At 70.6% G+C, this 19,416-nt stretch carries 18 protein-coding genes and 1 pseudogene; 7 read left to right on the top strand and 12 right to left on the bottom strand.

The annotated features are described in order from the left end of the window. A pseudogene (locus I4I78_RS01480) lies at positions 1-211 on the top strand (FAD-dependent oxidoreductase); the annotation flags it as partial. Positions 212-232: 21 nt separating this feature from the next. Here I4I78_RS01480 and I4I78_RS01475 read toward each other — a convergent pair. Beyond that, on the bottom strand, positions 233-1,438 hold the full coding sequence (locus I4I78_RS01475) for a helix-turn-helix domain-containing protein (protein WP_218609319.1): 1,206 nt from the start codon (positions 1,436-1,438) through the stop codon (positions 233-235). Positions 1,439-1,602: 164 nt separating this feature from the next. On the opposite strand from I4I78_RS01475, the gene I4I78_RS01470 reads away from it, so the two are divergent. After that, on the top strand, positions 1,603-2,928 hold the full coding sequence (locus I4I78_RS01470; RefSeq protein ID WP_218609318.1) for an MFS transporter: 1,326 nt from the start codon (positions 1,603-1,605) through the stop codon (positions 2,926-2,928). Positions 2,929-2,973: 45 nt separating this feature from the next. Here the strand turns inward: I4I78_RS01470 and I4I78_RS33275 are convergent, their stop codons facing one another. From I4I78_RS33275 to I4I78_RS01460, 3 genes are read right to left on the bottom strand one after another with little or no spacing between them, the layout of a single operon-like run. Then, the gene (locus I4I78_RS33275) at positions 2,974-3,096 is read right to left on the bottom strand and encodes a hypothetical protein (RefSeq protein WP_255567052.1); all 123 of its coding nucleotides are present in this window, start codon (positions 3,094-3,096) and stop codon (positions 2,974-2,976) included. Next, a complete protein-coding gene (locus I4I78_RS01465; protein WP_218609317.1) occupies positions 3,093-4,316 on the bottom strand; it encodes an amidohydrolase family protein in 1,224 nt (407 codons plus the stop codon). The genes I4I78_RS33275 and I4I78_RS01465 overlap by 4 nt, the downstream gene beginning before the upstream one ends. 18 nt (positions 4,317-4,334) lie before the next feature. Further along, entirely contained in the window at positions 4,335-5,984 is a 1,650-nt protein-coding gene (locus I4I78_RS01460) for a gamma-glutamyltransferase (protein WP_226378895.1), read from the bottom strand. A 164-nt stretch (positions 5,985-6,148) separates the two neighbouring features. Between I4I78_RS01460 and I4I78_RS01455 the strand changes: the two genes are divergently transcribed. After that, positions 6,149-6,838, top strand: coding sequence for a DUF899 domain-containing protein (locus tag I4I78_RS01455; protein WP_218609316.1), 690 nt, complete (start codon positions 6,149-6,151; stop codon positions 6,836-6,838). Positions 6,839-6,841: 3 nt separating this feature from the next. On the opposite strand, the gene I4I78_RS01450 is transcribed toward I4I78_RS01455, so the two are convergent. The 4 genes from I4I78_RS01450 to I4I78_RS01435 form a co-directional block, all read right to left on the bottom strand. After that, positions 6,842-7,696 (bottom strand): mycofactocin-coupled SDR family oxidoreductase, encoded by an 855-nt coding sequence (locus I4I78_RS01450; protein ID WP_218609315.1) that lies wholly within the window; start codon positions 7,694-7,696, stop codon positions 6,842-6,844. Positions 7,697-7,953: 257 nt separating this feature from the next. Next, positions 7,954-9,297 (bottom strand): MFS transporter, encoded by a 1,344-nt coding sequence (locus tag I4I78_RS01445; protein WP_218609314.1) that lies wholly within the window; start codon positions 9,295-9,297, stop codon positions 7,954-7,956. 96 nt (positions 9,298-9,393) lie between these two features. After that, a complete protein-coding gene (locus I4I78_RS32455; RefSeq protein ID WP_218609313.1) occupies positions 9,394-9,930 on the bottom strand; it encodes a 2,4'-dihydroxyacetophenone dioxygenase family protein in 537 nt (178 codons plus the stop codon). A 78-nt stretch (positions 9,931-10,008) separates the two neighbouring features. After that, positions 10,009-10,965 (bottom strand): helix-turn-helix domain-containing protein, encoded by a 957-nt coding sequence (locus I4I78_RS01435; protein WP_218609312.1) that lies wholly within the window; start codon positions 10,963-10,965, stop codon positions 10,009-10,011. Positions 10,966-11,106: 141 nt separating this feature from the next. Between I4I78_RS01435 and I4I78_RS01430 the strand changes: the two genes are divergently transcribed. The 3 genes from I4I78_RS01430 (at position 11,107) to I4I78_RS01420 (ending at position 14,177) form a co-directional block, all read left to right on the top strand. Next, positions 11,107-12,171, top strand: a complete 1,065-nt coding sequence (locus tag I4I78_RS01430; protein WP_218609311.1) for a zinc-binding dehydrogenase — start codon at positions 11,107-11,109, stop codon at positions 12,169-12,171. Next, a complete protein-coding gene (locus I4I78_RS01425; protein WP_218609310.1) occupies positions 12,168-12,980 on the top strand; it encodes an SDR family NAD(P)-dependent oxidoreductase in 813 nt (270 codons plus the stop codon). The genes I4I78_RS01430 and I4I78_RS01425 overlap by 4 nt, the downstream gene beginning before the upstream one ends. A 324-nt stretch (positions 12,981-13,304) precedes the next feature. Further along, the gene (locus tag I4I78_RS01420; protein ID WP_218609309.1) at positions 13,305-14,177 is read left to right on the top strand and encodes a glycosyltransferase family 2 protein; all 873 of its coding nucleotides are present in this window, start codon (positions 13,305-13,307) and stop codon (positions 14,175-14,177) included. Here the strand turns inward: I4I78_RS01420 and I4I78_RS01415 are convergent. From I4I78_RS01415 to I4I78_RS01400, 4 genes are all read right to left on the bottom strand, one after another. Continuing rightward, entirely contained in the window at positions 14,143-15,777 is a 1,635-nt protein-coding gene (locus I4I78_RS01415; RefSeq protein WP_218609308.1) for an AMP-binding protein, read from the bottom strand. The two genes, I4I78_RS01420 and I4I78_RS01415, sit on opposite strands and share 35 nt — an antisense overlap. A 65-nt stretch (positions 15,778-15,842) precedes the next feature. After that, positions 15,843-16,589: an SDR family NAD(P)-dependent oxidoreductase gene (locus I4I78_RS01410; protein ID WP_218609307.1), complete on the bottom strand. Its 747-nt coding sequence runs from the start codon at positions 16,587-16,589 to the stop codon at positions 15,843-15,845. 32 nt (positions 16,590-16,621) lie between these two features. Beyond that, on the bottom strand, positions 16,622-17,770 hold the full coding sequence (locus tag I4I78_RS01405; RefSeq protein WP_218609306.1) for an acyl-CoA dehydrogenase family protein: 1,149 nt from the start codon (positions 17,768-17,770) through the stop codon (positions 16,622-16,624). An 8-nt stretch (positions 17,771-17,778) separates the two neighbouring features. Continuing rightward, a complete protein-coding gene (locus tag I4I78_RS01400; protein ID WP_218609322.1) occupies positions 17,779-18,519 on the bottom strand; it encodes an enoyl-CoA hydratase-related protein in 741 nt (246 codons plus the stop codon). Between the two features lie 240 nt (positions 18,520-18,759). Between I4I78_RS01400 and I4I78_RS01395 the strand changes: the two genes are divergently transcribed. Beyond that, positions 18,760-19,410 carry a TetR/AcrR family transcriptional regulator gene (locus I4I78_RS01395; protein ID WP_218609305.1) on the top strand — a complete coding sequence of 217 codons (651 nt, stop codon included), beginning with the start codon at positions 18,760-18,762 and terminating at the stop codon, positions 19,408-19,410. The last annotated feature ends 6 nt before the right edge of the window (positions 19,411-19,416 follow it).

Here is a 19,416-nt window from a genome sequence, read left to right as displayed (position 1 = left end):
CGCGATCGGCACCAGCGGCAACCAGTTCAAGAACGCCCCGCTGGCCGGGAAGTTCCTGGCCGCGATCATCGAGCAGGTGGAGGGCGGGCGGGACCACGACGCACACCCGGTGCAGTTCCCGGCCGCCCACATCGGACAGACGATCGACCTGGGCGCGTTCTCCCGGCTCCGCAAGGTCAACGCCGAGACGTCCGGGACGGTCCTGGGCTAGTTGGTCGAGCCGGCTCTCGAGCTAGTCGGGCCGGCTCCGGTAGGCCGCGGCCAGCGCGCGCAGCTTGAGCCCCAGGTGCAGGGTCAGCCAGTCGTCGCCGCGGCTCAGGCGGCTGCCGGTGTGCGTCTCGATACGCTTGAGACGGTGGTAGAGCGTCGCGCGGTGCACGCACAGCAGGTCGGCGGTGCGCCGGACGTCGCCCGCGTGGTCGAAGAACGCCTCGAGCGTCTGCATCAGCACGCCGTGCGGGTCGTGGCGTTCCAGCTCGGCCAGAGCAGGCACCTGTGATGCGAGAAGGAGGTCGTCGACGGGCAGCTTGAGCAGCACCTCGTAGGGGCCCAGCTCGCCCCACCTGGCCACGGTGCCGATCGAGGGCACGAGCAGGGCCGCGCGGGCGGCCAGGAACGCCTGGCGGTAGGAGTCCACCACGGACTCGAGACCCTCGACCGCGGATCCGACGCCGATCACCACCTGGGCCCCGTCGCGGGTCAGCGACCGGAAGCGGGCGAGGATCCGGTCGCTGACGGCGTCGATCGGCAACTCTGCGGCGTGCCGCGCGAGCAGGACCCAGGCCCGCGACCGGTTCGCCGCGGTGAGGTGGACGTCGTTGCTCGCGCGCAGGCCCTCCTCCAGGGCGGACTCGAGCGCGACGGCCGCCGCATCGCCGCCGCCGCTGACCTGGGCGCCGAGGACGACGAAGGACGCGGCGCGTTCGGGGAACAGGTTCTCCGCCCGCAGATCCTCGACGGCCTGGATGCGGGCCGAGTGGTCGGACGAGACGAGCTCACGCAGGATCGCCTCGTGGCGCGCCTTCGAGCGCTCGTGCAGGATCAACCGCCGGTAGAGCACGACCCCGGCCCTGGCCGCGGCGTCGTCGGCCAGCTCGATCTCGCCCGGGTCGAGCGTGCCGTCGGTGTCGATCAGCCACAGATATCCCAGCAGCAGTCCGCTGCAGCGCACCGGAACGCACAGCCGCGGGAGTGTGCTCTCCCCGGGGACGACCACGCTCCCCGGCCGCGTCCATCCCGCGATTCCGTGGCGGAGTACCTCGTCCACGACGCCCGGGCTCACCGATCGGTTGAGGACCGACGCCACCCGCACCGGGTCCTCGTCGCCGAAGTGCCGGCTCGCGGCCAGCAGCCGGATCGCCGGATCGTCGATCGCGACCGACCGCTGCAGCCGTCCGGCGAGCTCGTCGACGATGTCCTGTAGGTCGTCGTCCGCCACCGGTCCTGCTCCGTCCACGCTCGGGTGCCCTGCCGCCGGCTCGCGCGGTGCGACAGCTGTCGCACCGACCGTACGGGACAGGTGACATCGGGCACTCCTCCTTCCCCACCCGGGCCGACGATGCTCCTTCCCACGGTGACGCCCTGGCTGAGGAGGCCCCTGCAATGGCGGACTTGATTTCCGAGCACGGCGACAAGGCGAACGTGAGACCTCGACAGTCGCCGGCACGAATTATGCTGGCCGGCGCGTCCGGGAACTTCGTGGAGTGGTTCGACTTCACGTTGTACGGGTTCTCCGCCGTCGTGATCGCCGCGACGTTCTTTCCCACCGGCAGCGGCTCGTCCGGGCTGCTCGCCACGTTCGCGATCTACGGGGTCGCGTTCGTCGCCCGGCCGGCCGGCGCGGTCGTGTTCGGCCGGATCGGTGACCGGCTGGGCAGGCGCACCGCGCTCAGCGTGTCGGTGCTGCTGATGGGTGCGGCGACCGCGGCGATCGGGCTGCTGCCCAGCTGGTCGGCCATCGGTATCGCTGCCCCGATCCTGCTCATGGTGTGCAGGTTGGCCCAGGGGTTCTCGGCGGGGGGCGAGTACACCGGTGCGATGACGTTCAGCGTCGAGCACGCGCCGCCCGGTCGTCGTGCGTTGTGGGCGGGGCTGGTCGGCAGCTCGACGATGCTCGGCGCCACCGGGGCGACGTTGACGATCGTGGTCTTCCAGTCCGTGGCCGGAGACGCGTTCGCCGCCGGTGGATGGCGCTGGACCTTCGTGTTCGGCGGCCTGCTGTCACTGGTCGGGTTGTTCCTGCGGCTCGGGGTGGACGAGACGCCCGTGTTCACCGAGCTCGCCGCGGACCGTACGACCCGTCCCCCCTCGCTGGGCGGACTGCTGCGCGGGTACTGGCGGATGATGTTGGTGCTGTTCTGCTACTTCGGGGTGCTCGGCGTCGTGACCCACATGTTCCTCGGCTACATGCCGACCTACCTCGGGCAGGCCGGCGGCATCTCGTCCACCACCTCGTTGACGATCATCACCGGTCTCACGTTGCTCGCCGCCGTCCTCGCGCCGGTGTTCGGCTCGTGGGGCGACCGGATCGGACGGCGCCCACTGGTGCGGGCGGGCTCCGTCGCGGCCGTCGTCCTGACGGTGCCGGCCTACTTCCTGATCGGGACGCAGAGTCTCGTGGCGATCGTGTTCGCGATGCTCGCCCTGCTCGTCGTCGTGGCGCTGCTCGGCGCCGGGTCGATGGCGGTGCTGGAGATGCTGCCCGCCGACGTGCGCTTCAGCGGTATGGCGTTGCCCTACAACGTGGCCTACGCCGTGTTCGCCGGCACCGCACCGCTGGTGAGCCAGGCGCTCGTCGACGTGAGCGGCAGCCTGCTGGCACCGGCCTTCTACGCCACCGCCCTCGCGTTGATCGGGCTCCCGGTGATCTTCCGGGCCATCCCGGAGACGCGCGGGAGCGACCTGCGCACCGGCGTCACGGCGTCCTGATCACGGGGAGGCCCCGGCCGGTCCCGGCCGGGGCCTCCCCTCTGCTCACGGCTCCAGTCCGAGCACCTTCATGGCGAAGGCCGGCCACTCGGTGTTCTCGGTGAGCGCCACGTCCTTGTCGGTGGCCCAGCCGTGGCCGGTGACGCGCGTGAACGCCTGCGTGGTCATCGCTCGTCGCGCACGACCCGCCCGCCCTGCACGACGAGCGCGACGGCGCCCGGGTCCGCGAACAGCGTCGGGTCCGCCAGCGGGTCGCCCCGGAACGCGACCAGGTCGGCGCGCTTGCCGGCCGCGACCGTGCCGACCTCGTCGCCGATGCCGAGGATGTCGGCGTTGACCCGGGTGGCCGAGACCAGTGCGGCCATCGGCGACTCGATCCGGGACCGCAGCAGCAGCTCCCGGCCACGGTTGTCCTGCCCGGGTCCGATCAGGTCCGAGCCCGAGCCGATGCGCACACCGGCCCGGCGGGAGGCGTGGATCGCGTCGATCTGGCCCTGCTTCGCGACGCCCACCCGGTCGGCGATGCTCGCCGGCAGGCCGGCATCGGTCGAGTCCTCGAGCAGCGCCTCCACGACGGCGAGCGTGGGCACGTGGGCGACGTCGTGCTCGGCCATCAGGGCGGCGGTCTCGTCGTCGATCTGCGAGCCGTGCTCGACGCAGCGGACGCCCGCGGCGATCGCATTGCGGATGCCGTCGTTGTTGTGCGCGTGCACGGTGACGTAGGTGCCGCGCGCGCTCGCCTCCGTGACCGCGGCCGCGATCTCGTCGACGCCGAACTGGGTGTCGGTGAGCTTGTCGTGGCGGGAGACCACCCCGCCGGTGACACAGAGCTTGAGGAAGTCCGCGCCGCGGCGGAACGCCTCCCGGGCTCCCTTGCGCATCTCGTCCGGCCCGTCACAGAGCAGCGACAGCGAGCGCAGCCCGGGGATGTCGTGGTCGGACCAGTCGGCGGTGGGCTCCCACTCCGGGGCCATGTGCCCGTGCCCGCCGGACTGGCACAACAGCGGGCCGGCGCACAGGATCCGCGGCCCGGCGACCTTCCCGGCGGCGACGACCCCTGCCAGACCCGCGTCGATGCCCCCGGTGTCGCGCACCGTGGTGAACCCGCAGGCGAGTGTCCGGCGGCAGTTCTCGAACATGTCCGCGGCCAGCTCCGCGACCGACACCCCGTGCGTGACGCCGGCATCGATCGGACTGGACAATCCGAAATGGACGTGGGCGTCGATCAGGCCCGGGGTCAGCGTCAACCCGGCACAGTCGACGACGTCGGCCCCGGACGGCGGGGCGTCGCCGACGGCCGCGATCCGGCCGTCCTCGACGAGCACGGCCCGGCCGGTCTGCGGGTCACTGCCCGTGCCGTCGACGACGGTGGCACCGATCAACCACATGTGAGCTCTCCTTCTGTCTCAGAACCCGGCCGCCACGCCCTCGCGGCGCGGTCCGGTACAGCCGTGCAGGACACCGTCGTCGGAGCGCCAGCTCATCTGATAGGTGCCCATGTGATAGTCGTAGGCGGGCAACGGGTTGAGCAGCACGCCCATCCGGGCGAGCCCGTCGGGCACCTCCGGCGACACCCGGGACTCGATCGAGATCGTGTGGTCGTCGGCGTAGGGCAGGCAGCGCGGCGCGTCATCGGCGTCGTAGGGGTCCATCCCGAAGTCCAGGATGTTGGACAGCACCTGCGGCACGGTGCAGTGCACGTTGCCCGGCGAGCCCAGCGCGAGCCGCGGGACGCCGTCGCGCAGCACCATCGTGTTCGACAGGATCGACCGGACGCGGCCACCGCCGACGTGCCAGCCCTCGATCCCCGAGGTGAGGCCGTTCATGGCGTGGCTGCCGACCATCGGGACGCCGCCGACCACCTCACCCGGGATCCCACTGCCCTGCAGCGTGTTCATCATCTGCACCCAGTTGCCGTGCTGGTCCACGATGGACAGCTCGCAGCTCCCGGCCGGCTGCGTGGAGGCACCGGATGCCGCCACCGCCGGCAGCCCGCGGGTGAGCGCGACGTGCTGGGTCAGGTCGGTGTGCGAGCGCGCGTCGCGCAGGATCCGGGCGAAACCGGCGATCATCTCGGGCGTCGCCATGGCGGCACTGGCGTCACCGAACACGGTCGGGTCGTTGAGCAGGCCGGTCTCCAGGCCGGCCCGGCGCAGCGCATGGGCCAGGTAGTAGAGGGACTCCGCCGACTCCGACCAGTGTCCGAGCGAGGTGACGTCGAGCTCGGCGAGCATGCCGAGCACGATCTGGCAGAACACGCCCTGGCGCTCCGGCGGCGACTGCTGCACCACGGTGTGGCCGTCGTGCGTCCAGGTGTAGGGATCCGACCAGCGCGGCGGGATCTCGCTCATGTGCTCGGCCCTGACCGCCCAGCCGAGCGCGTTGCCCCGGGCGACGAACTGCTCGGCCCACTCGCCGGTGATGAAGTGGTCGGGGCCCTCGACGGCGACCTTGCGCATCGTGGCGGCGAGCTCGGCCGATGCCCAGCGGTCCCCGACCTGGGGCAGGTGCCCGTCCGGCGTGAAGTGACGGCGTCCGGACTCGGTGTAGAGGAAGAGGTCGACCGTCTGGGCCAGCACCAGGTGCTCGAACGAGGTCACCTCGTGGCCCTGCTCGGCCCACTCCACGGCCGGCTCGCACAGCTGCGCCCACGGCCGCGTGGCGAACCGCTCGTGGAGCGCCTTCATCCCCGGCATGAACCCCGGGATCACCGCCATCGGCACACCGGGCGCCGGGGCGTAGAGACCCTTGCCCATCGGCACCGGCGCGAACCGCGCCAGACCCGGCACGATCGTCCCGCCGCTGTTGAGCTCGAACGTCCGGCCGCCGGCCGCGTCGTGGACCAGGGCGGTGACCGTCCCCGCATGATTGGTCATGTCCTGCTGGACGACGGCCTGGACCATGCACCCGGCGATCGCCGCGTCGACGGCGTTGCCACCACCCCGCATGGTCTCCAGCATCACGTCGGTGACGACCGGATGCTGGCTGGACGCGACCGCATGCGCACCGGTGATCGGCGACTTCGGACCGACACGACCCTCTCCCCTGCTGACCATGCCGTCACGGTGCACGCCGGAGCGGTGCGCGAGCCAGTAGCAGCCGTTGCAGGGAACGGCACGAGCGTGCGACAGCTGTCGCAACCACCGACCCTCACAGATGAGTTCCGGAACCGACTCCGGTCTGTCCTCACAGAACCGTAGGACACCCTGGGAGGGACACGATGACGACAGCGCATGCGACCGGGACGCGCGAGCAGTGGCGGGCCGACTACGAGAGCCTGCTGGCCGAGGAGAAGGAGCTGACCCGGCGGTCCACCGAGCTCGCCCGCAGACGGCGGGAGCTGCCGTGGGTACCGGTCGAGAAGGAGTACGTCTTCGACACCACATCCGGGCCACGCACACTCGCCGAGCTGTTCGACGGACGCTCCCAGCTGGTCGTGCGGCACTTCATGCACGGCCCGAACACGCCCGACGGCTGCCCGGGCTGCACGTTCGAGACGGACGGCCTGGTGGGCGCCGCACCGCACCTGGCGCGCCGGGACGTGACATTCCTGCTGGCCTCGCGCTCCCCGCTGCCGGTGCTGACGCGGTACCGGCAGCGGATGGGATGGGACGTCGAGTGGGTCTCCTCCGGAGACAGCGGCTTCGACGCCGACTTCTTCGACTACATGCACGTCCCGACGGCGCGCCGGGACTACGGGTCGGGCAGCGGAAGCATGCTCGACGTCATGGAGCTCATGGCGCTGAGCTGCTTCGCGCTGCGCGACGGCGTCGTGCACCACACGTACTCGACCTACGACCGCGGAACCGAGGCCCTGAACCCGACCTGGCAGCTGCTGGACCGGACGCCGCACGGCCGCGGCGAGGACTTCTCCGGGTGGCCCCGCAAGCGCGACGAGTACCCGGCGTAGACGCTACTTCGTCGGAACCGGGTTGTAGCCGTCCAGCACGTTGTGCCCGGCATCGACCGGCAACGCGACGCCGGTGATGTGGCGTGCCTCGTCGCTGACCAGCCAGAGGATCGCGTTGCTGACCGTCTCCGGCGGCATCATCGACCGGCCGTGCAGCAGGTGGAAGTGCCGGACGGCCTCCAACGCCTCCTCACGGGTGCTGTCCGCCTTGCCCGCCATACGTTCGTAGAGCGGCGGGTTGTTCACCATCTTCGTGTCGATCACGCCGGGGCAGACGGCGTTGACCCGGATGTCGTAGGGCGCCAGCTCGACGGCGTAGTTGCGCATCAACCCGAGCACGCCGTGCTTGGCCGCCACGTAGTGCGAGAGCTGGTAGCCGGGGCTGAACCCGTTCACCGACGCGGTCAGCACGATCGCCCCGCTGCGCCGGGAGATCATGTGCGGGGCCACCGCCTTGCAGGTGCGCCACACCCCGGAGAGGTTGACATCGATCATGTCCTGCCACATCTGCTCGGTCAGCTCCCAGAAGTTCGCCTGGGAGTAGATGCCGGCGTTGGCGCTCAGGATGTCGATCTGCCCGAACTCGGACAGCCCGCGGGACACGGCCTCGTCGAGCTGGCCCTGCTGGCGGACGTCGGCCTGCAGGAACAGAGCGCGCCGGTCGAGGTCCTCGACACCGCGGGCCGTCTCCTCCAGCTCGTCGCGGGTGGACAGTCCGTAAGGGACTGTCTCGATGTCCTGCAGCACGTCCACGCCGATGATGTCCGCGCCCTCGCGGGCGAGGGTGAGCGCGTGCGCACGGCCCTGGCCGCGCGCGGCCCCCGTGATCAGTGCGACCTTGCCGTCCAGCCGTCCCATGACCGGCTCCTCCCCGTCGAGGTGTGCGTGCCTCGTCGAGTAGACACGTCGCCGCGGGGGCACGCCAGGCCCCTTCGAGCCGACACCCTGAACTACCGACTCGTGAGCGGATCGGTCTACGGACCCGGGCGGCCTCCTTGCGTTACCGTTGCCGCCGTACCGTTCGCGACCCTGGCTGAGCTACGCAAGGGCAGCGACCCCCGGACATGGCCCGCACCGGCCGATGATGCGTCCGCCCGGTAAGCGCAGAGTCGCCACTAGAACTTTCCGGCCGCCGTCCGAGCCGATTCACTCGTGTCACTTGTGTCACTTGTTTCGGGTTCCCGTTCCGGGTCCCAGCGGACGAGCGTCGAGACCAGGAAGCCGATCGCGGGGGCGGCCGCCGTCACGGTGATTGCGCCGCGCGGTCCGAGCTCGGCCAGTAGTAATGGGAACACGAACAGGCCGATCGCCGCCCCTGCGCTCCCGGCGGTGTTCGTGAGGCCCGAGCCGAGTGCGCGCAGGTGGCTGGGGTAGGCGAGGGCTGCGAGGCTGGCTCCGCCGGGCGCGGGTCCGGCCGAGTGCAGGAGGAGGAACGCGGCCGGAAGCGCCACCGCCGCCCACACCGGCAAGCTGTCGAAGAACACACCCAGCGCCAGGACCAACACGGCGACTCCTGCGAACCCGAGCTGCATCGAGCGGCGGATGCCGAGCCGTGCCGCGACGGAGGTCGACCCGAAGCCACCGACGATGCCGAACAGGTTGAAGGCCACGACGCCGAGCGTCGCGGGGAGGAAGCCGGCACCGAACAGCTGCAGCGCGATGATCGGCAGGTACCAGCCGATCGCGTAGTACTCCAGGCCCTGCATCATGAACGTGACTCCGGCGAGCACGGTGCGCCGTCGATAGCGTCCGCGGAACATCTCGGCCAGCCCGGCCGCGCCCCCACCGTCCTGCCCGGACCGTGCCGGCGCGACGTCCGCCGCCGGCATCTCGACCTCGACCCGATAGATCAGTCGCATCGCCCGCGTCGCCTCCCGCACCCGCCCCTGAGAAGCGAGCCACCGCGGCGACTCGGGAAGTGTGAACCACTGGGCTATGCCCAGCAGCAGGGCGACCACCCCCGCGCTGCCCAGTGACCACCGCCAGATGTCGTCGCCCACCCCGAGTAGGTACACGCCCGCGGTGAGCAACAGGTTGCCCGTGGTCGCGATGTACCACATTCCCTGCCAGCGGTTGAGTCGTCCCTGGTGGCGTCGCGGCAGGAACTCGGCGATGTAGGCCATGACGACGGCGAAGTCCAGCGCCCAGGACGCACCCGCGAGCACCCGGCTGAACACCAAGAGCTCGAATGTCGGCAGGACGATTGCCACCAGCGTCGATACGACGGCCAGCACCTTGGCGAGAAGGATCATCGGCAGCCGGCCGTAGCGGTCCGACAACCGTCCGGCTACTGGGCAGAGCAGCAGTGCCACCAGCATCGACGTGCTGGTGACGACGGAGACCTGAAAGGCCGACAATGCGAGCTGGCGCTGCAACGCTTCGAGCGCCGAACCGAGGGCGGTGCTCGAGTAGGCCTCGAAGAAGATTCCGCCCAGAGCCAGCGCCCAGACCCAGCGCATGCGGGTACGTGTGCCTGTCGAGGCCTCGATAGCCTCGATGACGTCCTGTTCGGAACGGATGGGAAGACCGGCGGTCATGATGGCGTCCGGTCCGGTTCAGACGAACAGCGCGGGATTGACGGGAATGGCGTTCGCCCGGCAGTAGGTGACGTAGTGCTCGATGAACCAGAACACGTCCATCATCTCGTCGAGTTCGCCAGCGTCGTCGTAGAACTCCAGGGTGCCTTCCATCCAGAACAGTGTCTTCATCCCCGACGGGTTGTCGCAGACCAGGGTGTGCCGCACACCGGGGTTCTCGTGTACGTATCCACCGGGGGTGGCGACCCAGTCGTATTCCAGGTAACGCCAGGTGCCCTCCAGGCAGAATCCGCGGACGGCGCCGCTGTGCCGGTGCACGCCCAGGTGGCCGCCGCCCTTGACCCACAGGATGTTGGTGAACTTGTTGTTGCGTACGTCGAAGGCGAGGTGGCGGATGGCGGCGTTGTCGCCCCACGGCACCCAGGGCGACGAGGTTTCGTCGGCGGGGATGTGAATGTCCGGGACCTCGAACTCGCGGGTGATCGCGAGTCGGGAGGCGCTGTACGGATCGACCCGGGGCCGATCGGTGGTGGGGGATTCGGCAAGCTCGGTCACGTCGACTCCTGGTGGATCGGTCTCGCGGCAGCCGGTGGGCTGCGGAGCGAACCGACAGTAAGTCGGACGTGTCGGCGGTCACCTGTCCCTGAGCGCACCCGGATTTGTGTATTCGCGCAACCGATACTCGCGCGGTGAACAGCCGAGCCGTGCCTTGAACGCCCGGGAGAACTGCGAGGAGTCGCCGAACCCCGCGGTGAAGGCGATCTCGGTGACCGAACGTCCGGCCTGACCTCGGTCGGCGAGCAGCGTCGCGGCCCGGCCCAGCCGCATATCCAGGATGAAGCGCGCCGGCGACTGGCCGACCTCGGAGAATGCGAGCTGCAGCGTGCGCAGCGACACGTGGAGGGCGGCCGCGAGACGGCCCGGGTCCAGCGCCGGGTCCCCGAGCCGGTCGCTGACGATCCCTTCGGCCCGCCGGCGCAGGGCCTCTCGCCGCTCGAGGGTCCCGCCGAGGTCGGCGAACGTGGTGGACAGCAGGCTCACCGTGGTCGCGCCGACTCCGAGGTCATTGCGGCGGCGGCTCAGCTCGCTGAGCTGCACCAGGTAGCTCGAAGCCAGGGATCCGATGGCCGAGTCCCGGTCGACCCGCACAGCGGTGCACGAGGTCGGCGGCGCCGGGAAACCGGCGGTGCGGAAGGCGCCGACCGCCAGTTTGGCGATCGTGAGGTCGAACGGCTCCCCCGACTCGATCCGGCAGGGTCGGGAGGTGTCGTAGGAAGCCAGGTCCCCCGGTCGCAGTCGCGCGGTCCGCCCGTCCTGCTCCACGACGAGCTCCCCGGCACGGGGCAGCATCACAAACACGAAGGCTCCCGCGCCGCGGTCGATCGCGCCGGCAGAGCGGACGACCGCGTGCGGATCGGCCCGGAGCCGGGAGAACTCGACGCCGTCCAGGGCATTTACCTCGAGCTCGGCTTCGAACCCGGCGCCGCCGGTCCGCGGCCGGAACTCCAGCGGGACGTACACGTCGCTGATGACCGACTGCCAGTGGCGGGCGCGGCCCGGCCGGGCGACGTCCGCGGTACTCATCTTCATCGTCGAAGACCTCCTCGTCGGCTCGAGCGCGAGCGGCGTGGATGCGCGAATTGCACGGGCATCTGCGCGCTCGATCATGAGTCGAGTCGGTGACACACATTACGTTACGCACGCCTCAGCCGGTTCGAGCGAAGGAGAATCATGCGCGCCGCCATCACCACGGCTTCTCGTGAGGTCGCCGTCCGCGACCTGGAGCCGCCAGGGGCGCCAAGGCCCGGAGAGGTCCTGCTGCGACCACTGGCGGTCGGGATCTGCGGGTCCGACGTCCATCTCTATGACGGCGACGACGCGGCACTGTCGGGGTCCGCGCGCGGGCTGCCCCGGGTTCAGGGCCACGAGATCGGCGCAGAGGTGATGCACGACCCGAGCGGGCGGCTCGCCGTCGGTGAGCGGGTCGCGGTGTGGCCGCTGCTGTCCTGCGGCTCGTGTCACATGTGCGCTGCCGGGGCGGTCAACGCATGCCTGGAGCTTTCGATCATCGGGGTGCACCGCGACGGCGGCCTCGCCGAGCAGATCATGGTGCCGGGCTCGCAGGTGGTCCGGTTGGGCGCCGTGAGCGACGTTGTCGCGGCCCTCGTCGAGCCTCTCTCGGTCGGGGTGCATGCCGTCGCGCGCTCCGGTGTCGGCGAGGGCGACCGGGCCGTCGTGTTCGGCGGCGGCGCCGTCGGGCAGGGCATCTGCCTCGCGCTGGCCGACCGCGGGGCAGACGTCCTGCTGGTCGATCCGGCCCGGGCACGGGCCGAGGCCGGCGCGCTGTGGGGGGCCTCGACCACGACCGATACCGACCGCGAGCGGCTTCGCGAACGGGTCCTGGACCGGACCGACGGCCGAGGCGCCGACGCCGTCCTGGAGGCAACCGGCATACCCGCAGTCCTCGACACCGCGCTGGACGTCGTCCGCGTCGGCGGGACCGTCGTGGTCGTGGGGCTGGGTTCGGCGTCCGGACCGGTGCACCCGGGCACCATCGCGGCCAAGGAGCTGCGCATCCTCGGTTCGAGCTGCTGCACCGGCGAGGAGTTCGCGCTGGCCGCGGAGATGGCCGGCCGCTGGGCCACGGAGCTCGACCGTCTTCCCGTCCTGCGTCACCCCCTCGAGGGCTCCGGCGGCGCACTGGCTACAGCTCACCACGCTCCGGACGTGGTCAAGGTCCTCGTCGATGTCGCCGTCCCGTCCACAGTCGAGCCCCGACCCGAGGAGTCCGTGTGAGCGATCCGTCCCGCCCCCGAGCCGGGGCACTGTTCGACGTGAGCGGCCGCGCCTTCGCCGTGACGGGCGGGGGCAGCGGCCTCGGTCTGGCCGTCGCCGAGATCCTGCTGGACGAGGGCGCGACCGTGACGGTGCTCGACCACAGCGCCGAGCGGGTGGAGCGCGAGACCGCAAGGCTGCGTGCCGACGGCCGGCCGGTCCGGGGGCAGGTGGTCGACGTGACCGAGCCCGGCGCGGTCGACGCCGCGCTGTGCGCCACGTTCGACGAGGACGGCCGGCTCGACGGGGTCTTCGTCAACGCCGGCATCTCGATCGGTTCGAGCTACACCGACCCGGCGTGGCGGATCGAGGAGTTCCCGATGGACAGCTGGCAGCGCGTGGCCGCGGTCAACCTCGACGGTGTCCTGGCCACGCTGCGCTCGGCCGCCGGCCTGATGCGCCCACAGGGACGCGGCAAGATCGTGCTCACGGCGTCGACGGCCGGCCTGCGGACCGACCCGATGGTCGCGTACTCCTACGTCGCGACGAAGGCGGCGGTCGTGAGCCTCGGCCGGCAGGCAGCACTCGACCTCGCCGGGTCGGGCGTCACGGTCAACACGATCGCCCCGGGCCCGTTCCGGACCAACATCGGATCCGGCTTCGATCCGGGCGAGGAAGTCTGGAAGCAGACGGTGCCCCTGGGACGGATCGGGCACACCGACGAGCTCAAGGGCCTCGCCCTGCTACTCGCCTCGGACGCCTCCAGCTACATGACGGGCGGGATCTACCCCATCGACGGCGGCGCACTGGCCCTTTCACACGTGCTCTGACTCCGGCTGGCGGCCCCCGCACTCGCGGGTACCAGGCCACCCGCGACACCGACGCTCTCGCTACCGCCTCCGTCTGCCGAGAGCAGACCGTCACCCAGGTCGCCTTCCTGCGCACCAGACTCGATCAAGCCGCCCCGCAAGCCCTCGCCGCCTGAGAGCCCACACCCCGCACCGTGATCGGGCAGTGACCCGGCGATCGTGCGGCGGCGGTACAGCCGTCCCGTCGACAGCTCGAGTCCGGGTGAACGGCGTCACACAAGGTTGAGTGTGCCGCGGCGGCACGCCCGTTACTGAAGGAACCCAACCCCTGCAGAACGGAATGACATGACCGACGGGACCCTCCACGCGAACAGCCCGGCGCCGACCGACCTGGGCGGGCAGACCCTGTGCACCCGGGAAGCGGTGCCGGTCGACCCACCTCCCACTGTCCACCCGGCCGTCAGCGTCGTGGTTCCCACGCGCAACGAGGCGAAGAACCTCGAGATCGTCCTGCCCGCGATCGCCGCGGTGCGGCCGGCGGTCCACGAGATCATCCTCGTCGACGGCCACTCGACGGACGGCTCGCTCGAGGTCGCCCGTCGCGTGCTGCCCTCCGTGCGCACCGTGACCCAGACCCGCGGGGGCAAGGGCAACGCCATGGCCTGCGGCTTCGCCGAGGTCACCGGTGACGTGGTGGTCATGTTCGACGCGGACGGCTCCGCCGATCCCGCGGAGATCCCCGCCTTCGTCGCCGCACTCCTGGAAGGCGCCGACTTCGCCAAGGGCAGCCGGTTCGCCCTCGGCGGCGGCAGCGACGACATCACGCTGCTGCGCAAGGGCGGCAACTTCGGCCTCAACCGCGTCGCGAATGCGCTGTTCGGCACGTCGTACACCGATCTCTGCTACGGCTACAACGCTTTCTGGGCCGACGTGCTGCCCCTGCTGGAACTGCCACCGGTCGACGCTCCGGCACCGTCCGAAGGCATGCTCTGGGGTGACGGGTTCGAGATCGAGACGGTGCTCAACTGCCGGATCGCCGCGGCGAGCCTCACGATCACCGAAGTGCCGTCGGTCGAGCGTCGGCGGATGTTCGGTGGCACCAACCTGCGCACGTTCGCCGACGGCACCCGCGTGCTGCGCACCCTGTTCGCCGAACACCGTCGCCGGGGACGGGCGGCGGTGCTCACGGCGTCACCCCGAAGTCGGCGCGCAGCCTGAACTTCCGGATCTTCCCGCTGGCCGTGCGCGGAAGCGCGGCGAGCACTTCCAGACGCTCGGGCCAGTAATGCCTGGCCACCCCCTTCTCGCTCAGGTGGGCCCGCATGTCGTCGACGGTGAACCCGGGTGCGCCGGCGGCGAGGACCACGCAGGCACACGCCCGTTCCTGCAGTCGCGGGTCGGGCAGCCCGACGACCGCGACCTCGGCGAGGTCGGGGTGCTCGTAGAGCACGTTCTCCACGTAGGCGACGGGGATGTTCTCCCCTCCGCGAATGATCACGTCCTTGCTGCGCCCGGTGATGCTCAGGTAGCCCTCGGCGTCGATCGTGGCCAGGTCCCCGGTGTCGAACCACTCGCCGTCGAAGCCGTCGCGGGTCATCTCCAGCCGCTCGGCGTAGCCGACGAACAGGAACGGCCCGGTGACCTGCAGGAGCCCCTCCTGACCGGGCGCGACCTCCTTCCCCGCCCCGTCGACCGCACGGATCCGCATCCCCGGCCACGGGTACCCGTCGGTGTCGATCAGCTTGTCGTCGGGGTCTCCGGGGATCCCGAGCGTCACCAGGGCGTCCTCGCTCTGCCCCCAGCCGCCGAGGACCACGAGCTCGGGCAGCTTCTCCCGGGCCGCACGCACGATCGCGCGCGGGATCGGGGCGCCCATGCAGCAGAACCGGACCAGCGACGACATGTCGTGCTCGGCCAGGTTCGGCGCGGCGAGCGTGTCGTGCAGGAACGGGGTCGCCGCCGAGGTGTAGGTGATCTCGTGCTCGGCCACGAGCTCGACGAACCGGGCGGGGTCCCACACGTCCTGCAGCACCGTCGTCGCGCCGTTCTGCACCGACAGCCGGGCCCCGTACAGGAAGCCGGTGAGGTGGGCGAGCGTCGAGGCCATGTGGAACACGGTGTCGGCGCTGATGCCGAGCCGCTGCGGCAGCGGGTCGTTCGCCGCGACCGCGGTGTTGTGGGTGTGCATCACGCCCTTGGGCTCCCCGGTGGTGCCCGAGGTGAAGATCAGCAGTGTGACGTCGTTCGGGTCCGGGCGCAGCTCCGCCAACTCGCCGGGGTCCCGGCGCTGCTCCCACGGGGTGGCGGCGAACTCCTCCCAGGACGAGGTGCCTTCTGCGCCGTCACCGTCCACGACCAGGACGTGCTCCAGCGCGGGCCAGTCGCCGCGCAGCTTGGTGATCATCGCCGCGTGGTCGAACCCGCGGAACGTGCGGGGCACCACGACGACCTTGGACTTGGCGAGGCCGACCATGAAGCCCAGCTCCCGCTCGCGGTAGATCGGGATGAGCGGGTTGCTCACCGCTCCGATCCGGGAGGCCGCGTAGTGCACGACGATCCATTCGATCCAGTTCGGCAGCTGGAACGAGACCACGTCACCAGGACGCACACCGAGCTCGATCAGGCCGAGCGCGCACCGGTCGACCTCATGGCGCAGCTCGGCATAGGTCACCCGACGCCGGGGGTCGACGAAGGCGACCTTGTCCGGTGTGGCCGTGGCGGCCTCGTCGAGGCAATCGGTGATCACGCGGTCCCGCCAGTAACCCTGGTCGGTGTAGCGCCGGATCAGATCGGTGGTCAGGGTCGTGTCGAAGGCCATGGCAACGTCCTTGTCGCAGGAGATGTCGTCGCAGGAGATGTCGTCGCAGGTGAGGGGCGGACGGATCAGCTCATCGTCAGCCCGCCGCTGACGCTGACGGTCTGGCCGGTGATGTAGGAGGCGTCGGGCGAGGCGAAGAACGCGACCGCACCGGCGAGGTCGGCGGGCTGGGCCAGGCGCCGGAACGGGATCGAGCGGGTCAGGCCGTCGCGCAGCTTCGGGTCGTCGCCCCCCATGGAGGCGAACAGCGCGGTGTCGGTCGGGCCGGGGCAGACCACGTTGGCGTTGATCTCGTGGCGGGCCATCTCCCGGGCGATGGTCTTGGTGAACGCGATGACCCCGCCCTTGGCCGCGGAGTAGACGGCCTCGCCCGAGGACCCGACGCGGCCGGCGTCGGAAGCCAGGTTCACCACCGATCCGTGACCCTGCTCGGCCATGATCGGTAGTACCGCCTTGCAGGTGTGCAGGACGCCGTAGAGGTTGATCGCGATGACCCGGTCCCAGTCCGCGGGGTCGGAGTCGACGAACGGGCTCGCCTTGTCCCAGCCGGCGTTGTTGACCAGGATGTCGATCCGACCGAACTGCGAACGGACCTGCTCCACCATCGCGTTCACCGACTCCGCGTCGGTGACGTCGGCGCGGACGCCGACGGCGCCGCCACCGAGTGCTGCGGCGGTCTCCTTCGCCGTGGTGTCGTTGATGTCGCCGACCACCACGGTCGCACCCTCCGCGGCCAGCTTCTCCGCGATGGCGCGCCCGATGCCCTGGCCGGCGCCGGTCACGATGGCGATCCTGCTGTCCAGATTTCCCATGGGTGATGCCCTCCTCGTCGAATGCCGGCTCGTCAGGGAGCGAGCCGGCGGCCCAGCCGCTGCCGGGAGATCACGAGCTTCATGATCTGGGCCGTCCCGTCGCCGATCTGCAGGCCGAGGACGTCGCGCATCCGCTGCTCGATCGGAAGCTCGGTGCGGTAGCCGTACTGGCCGTGCAGGAGCAGGCACTGGTTGATGACGTCGTAGGCGGTCTTGGGGGCCCACCACTTGCACATCGCGGCCTGGGAGGTGTGCGGCCTGCCCGCGTCCTTGAGCCACAGCGTCTGGTGGCAGAGCAGGCGCGCCGCGCAGACCAGCGTCTCGGCCTCGGCCAGCGGGAACGCCACTCCCTGATGACGGCTCAGTGGCTGGTCGAACGCCTCGCGCTCGCCGACGTAGCGCCACGTCTCGTCCAGGGTCTGCTGTGCGGCACCGAGGCACTGCAGACCGATCAGCGCGCGGCTGAAGTCGAAGCCCGCCATGACCTGGGTGAACCCGCGCCCTTCGGCGCCGAGCAGGTGACCGGACGGGACCCGCACGCCGCTCAGGTGGGCCGCGCCGCGACCGACGGCCCTGGTGCCCATGTCGGAGTACGGCTCGCGCGAGACCCCGTCGAGGTCGAGTGGCACCAGGAAGGCGCTGATGTCCTTGCCCCGGTCCCGCGAGGGCCCGGTACGGGCGAAGACCACCACCGCCGCCGCGTCGGTGGCGAACGACAGCGACTTCACCCCGTCGAGCACCCAGTCGCCGCCGTCGCGGCGGGCGGTCAGGCGCGGCATCCCGGCGTCCGAGCCGGCGTGCGGCTCGGTGAGGCCGATGCCGACGATCTCCTCGCCGCTGCAGATCTTCGGCACCCAGTGGTGCGCGAGCTCCGGGTCGGCGTTGCCGGCGAGGATCTGTGCGACCAGCGATCCGACGACCTGCAGGTAGGCGACGTTGACGTCACCGCGGCCGATCTCCTCGGTGATCATTCCGGTGGTGAGCCGGTCGAGCCCCTGCCCGCCGAGCTCGGTGGGGGTCTCGGGGGCGATCAACCCGGCCCGGCCGATCTCCTCGCGCAGGTCGGCCCCGATGTGACCGTCGCGTTCGCGTGCCCGGTAGCCAGGGAGCAGCCGCGTCTCGCTGATCGCCCGCGCGCGCCCGCAGTACTCGGCCTGCCGGTCCGTGACGTCGAAATCCACGGTGGTCCTCAGTGACCCGTGACGTGCTTGGCGAACTCGGGAGCCCGCTTCTCGGCGAACGCCGCCGCGCCTTCCCGGCCCTCGGGGGACTCGGTGAACAGGTTCAGCGCGGACATCGCCATGTTGGACAGCCCGGCCTGGTGGTCGGTGTCGGCGTTGAACGACTGCTTGAGGAAGCGGATCGCCGTGGGGCTCTTCTCCGCCACGTCGTAGGCCCAGCGACGTGCCTCGGCCTGCAGCTCGTCGGCCGGCACGACGGCGTTCACCAGCCCCATCGTCCTGGCCTCCTGCGCGTCGTACTGGCGGCACCAGAACCAGATCTCGCGCGCCCGCTTCTCCCCGACGACGCGGGCGAGGTAGGCCGAGCCGAACCCGGCGTCGAACGAACCGACCTTCGGGCCGGACTGGCCGAACCGGGCGGTGTCCGCGGCGATCGTGACGTCGCAGAGCACGTGCAACACGTGCCCGCCGCCGATCGCGAGACCGTTCACGGCCGCGATCACCGGCTTGGGGATGTCGCGGATCAGCTTGTGCAGGTTGCCGATCTCGAACATCCCGCTCTCGGTGGGCCCGTAGTCGCCGGTCTCCGCACGCTGCTTGACGTCGCCGCCGGTACAGAACGCCTTGTCCCCCGCCCCCGTCAGGATGATCGCCTGCACCTGGTGGTCGGCCTGCGCGGCGCGGAACGCCTTGATCATTTCCTCGACGGTCTTCCCGCGGAAGGCGTTGTAGCGCTGCGGCCGGTTCATCGTGATCACCGCGGCCGGGCCGTCGATCTCGTAGGTGATGTCCTCGAAGTCCTGCGCCACTTCTGGCTCCTTCGTCCTGGTCCGTACCGAACACGCCCCGCGGCGGTGTCCTCCCGGACACCCTCGCCACCGGACGTTGACCAGGTTGCAGAAGTTTGAACTATGAGTCAATAGATGACCGGCCGGGAGAAGTAGTACCCTTCAGTACGCAGAGTGCGCCAGGAGAGGACGAGGGGGCCGATGACGACGCAGCACCAGACCGTCGACGGGAGCGGGCCCCGACCACCGTCGAGCCGGGTCGAACGCAAGCGGGGACGCCGGATCCAGGAGATCCTGACCACGGCCGCCGAGATGTTCGGCGAGCGCGGCTACGCCGCGGTCAGCCTGGAGGACGTGGCCGAACGTCTCGATGTCACCAAGGGATCGCTGTACTACTACTTCCCCAGCAAGGACGAGCTCGGCACCGCGGCCATCGAGACGCTGGGCAACGAATGGACCTCACGACTCGAGAACCTCCTCGCAGCACACGAGGGCTCCCCCGGGGAGAAGCTGCGCAGCCTGCTGCGTGAGCACATCGCGATCGCGGTGTGCGAGTACCCGGCCGCGCTCGGGCTGTTCCTGGTGCCCGGTGACTGGCCCGAGGACCAGCACGCCCGCATCAAGGAGCTCCGTCGCCGCCACGACCGCCTGTTCCGGCGGGTCGTCGAGGAGGGCGTCAGCACGGGCGAGTTCCGAGTGCCCCACGTCGACTCGGCGATGCAGTGCATGCACGCCTCGATGTCGCAGGCGCCGTTGTGGTGCTCGGGTCTCGATGCCGCGGCACGGGACCGGGCGATCGAGCAACTCGCCGACACCCTGATGATGCTGGTCGGGCACGGGCCCGGCCACTGATCGCCA

Source organism: Pseudonocardia sp. KRD291 (assembly GCF_019263595.1).
Classification (GTDB): domain Bacteria; phylum Actinomycetota; class Actinomycetes; order Mycobacteriales; family Pseudonocardiaceae; genus Pseudonocardia.
Note: the sequence above shows the minus strand (reverse complement) of the source record. Positions and strands in the feature narration are given on the sequence as shown.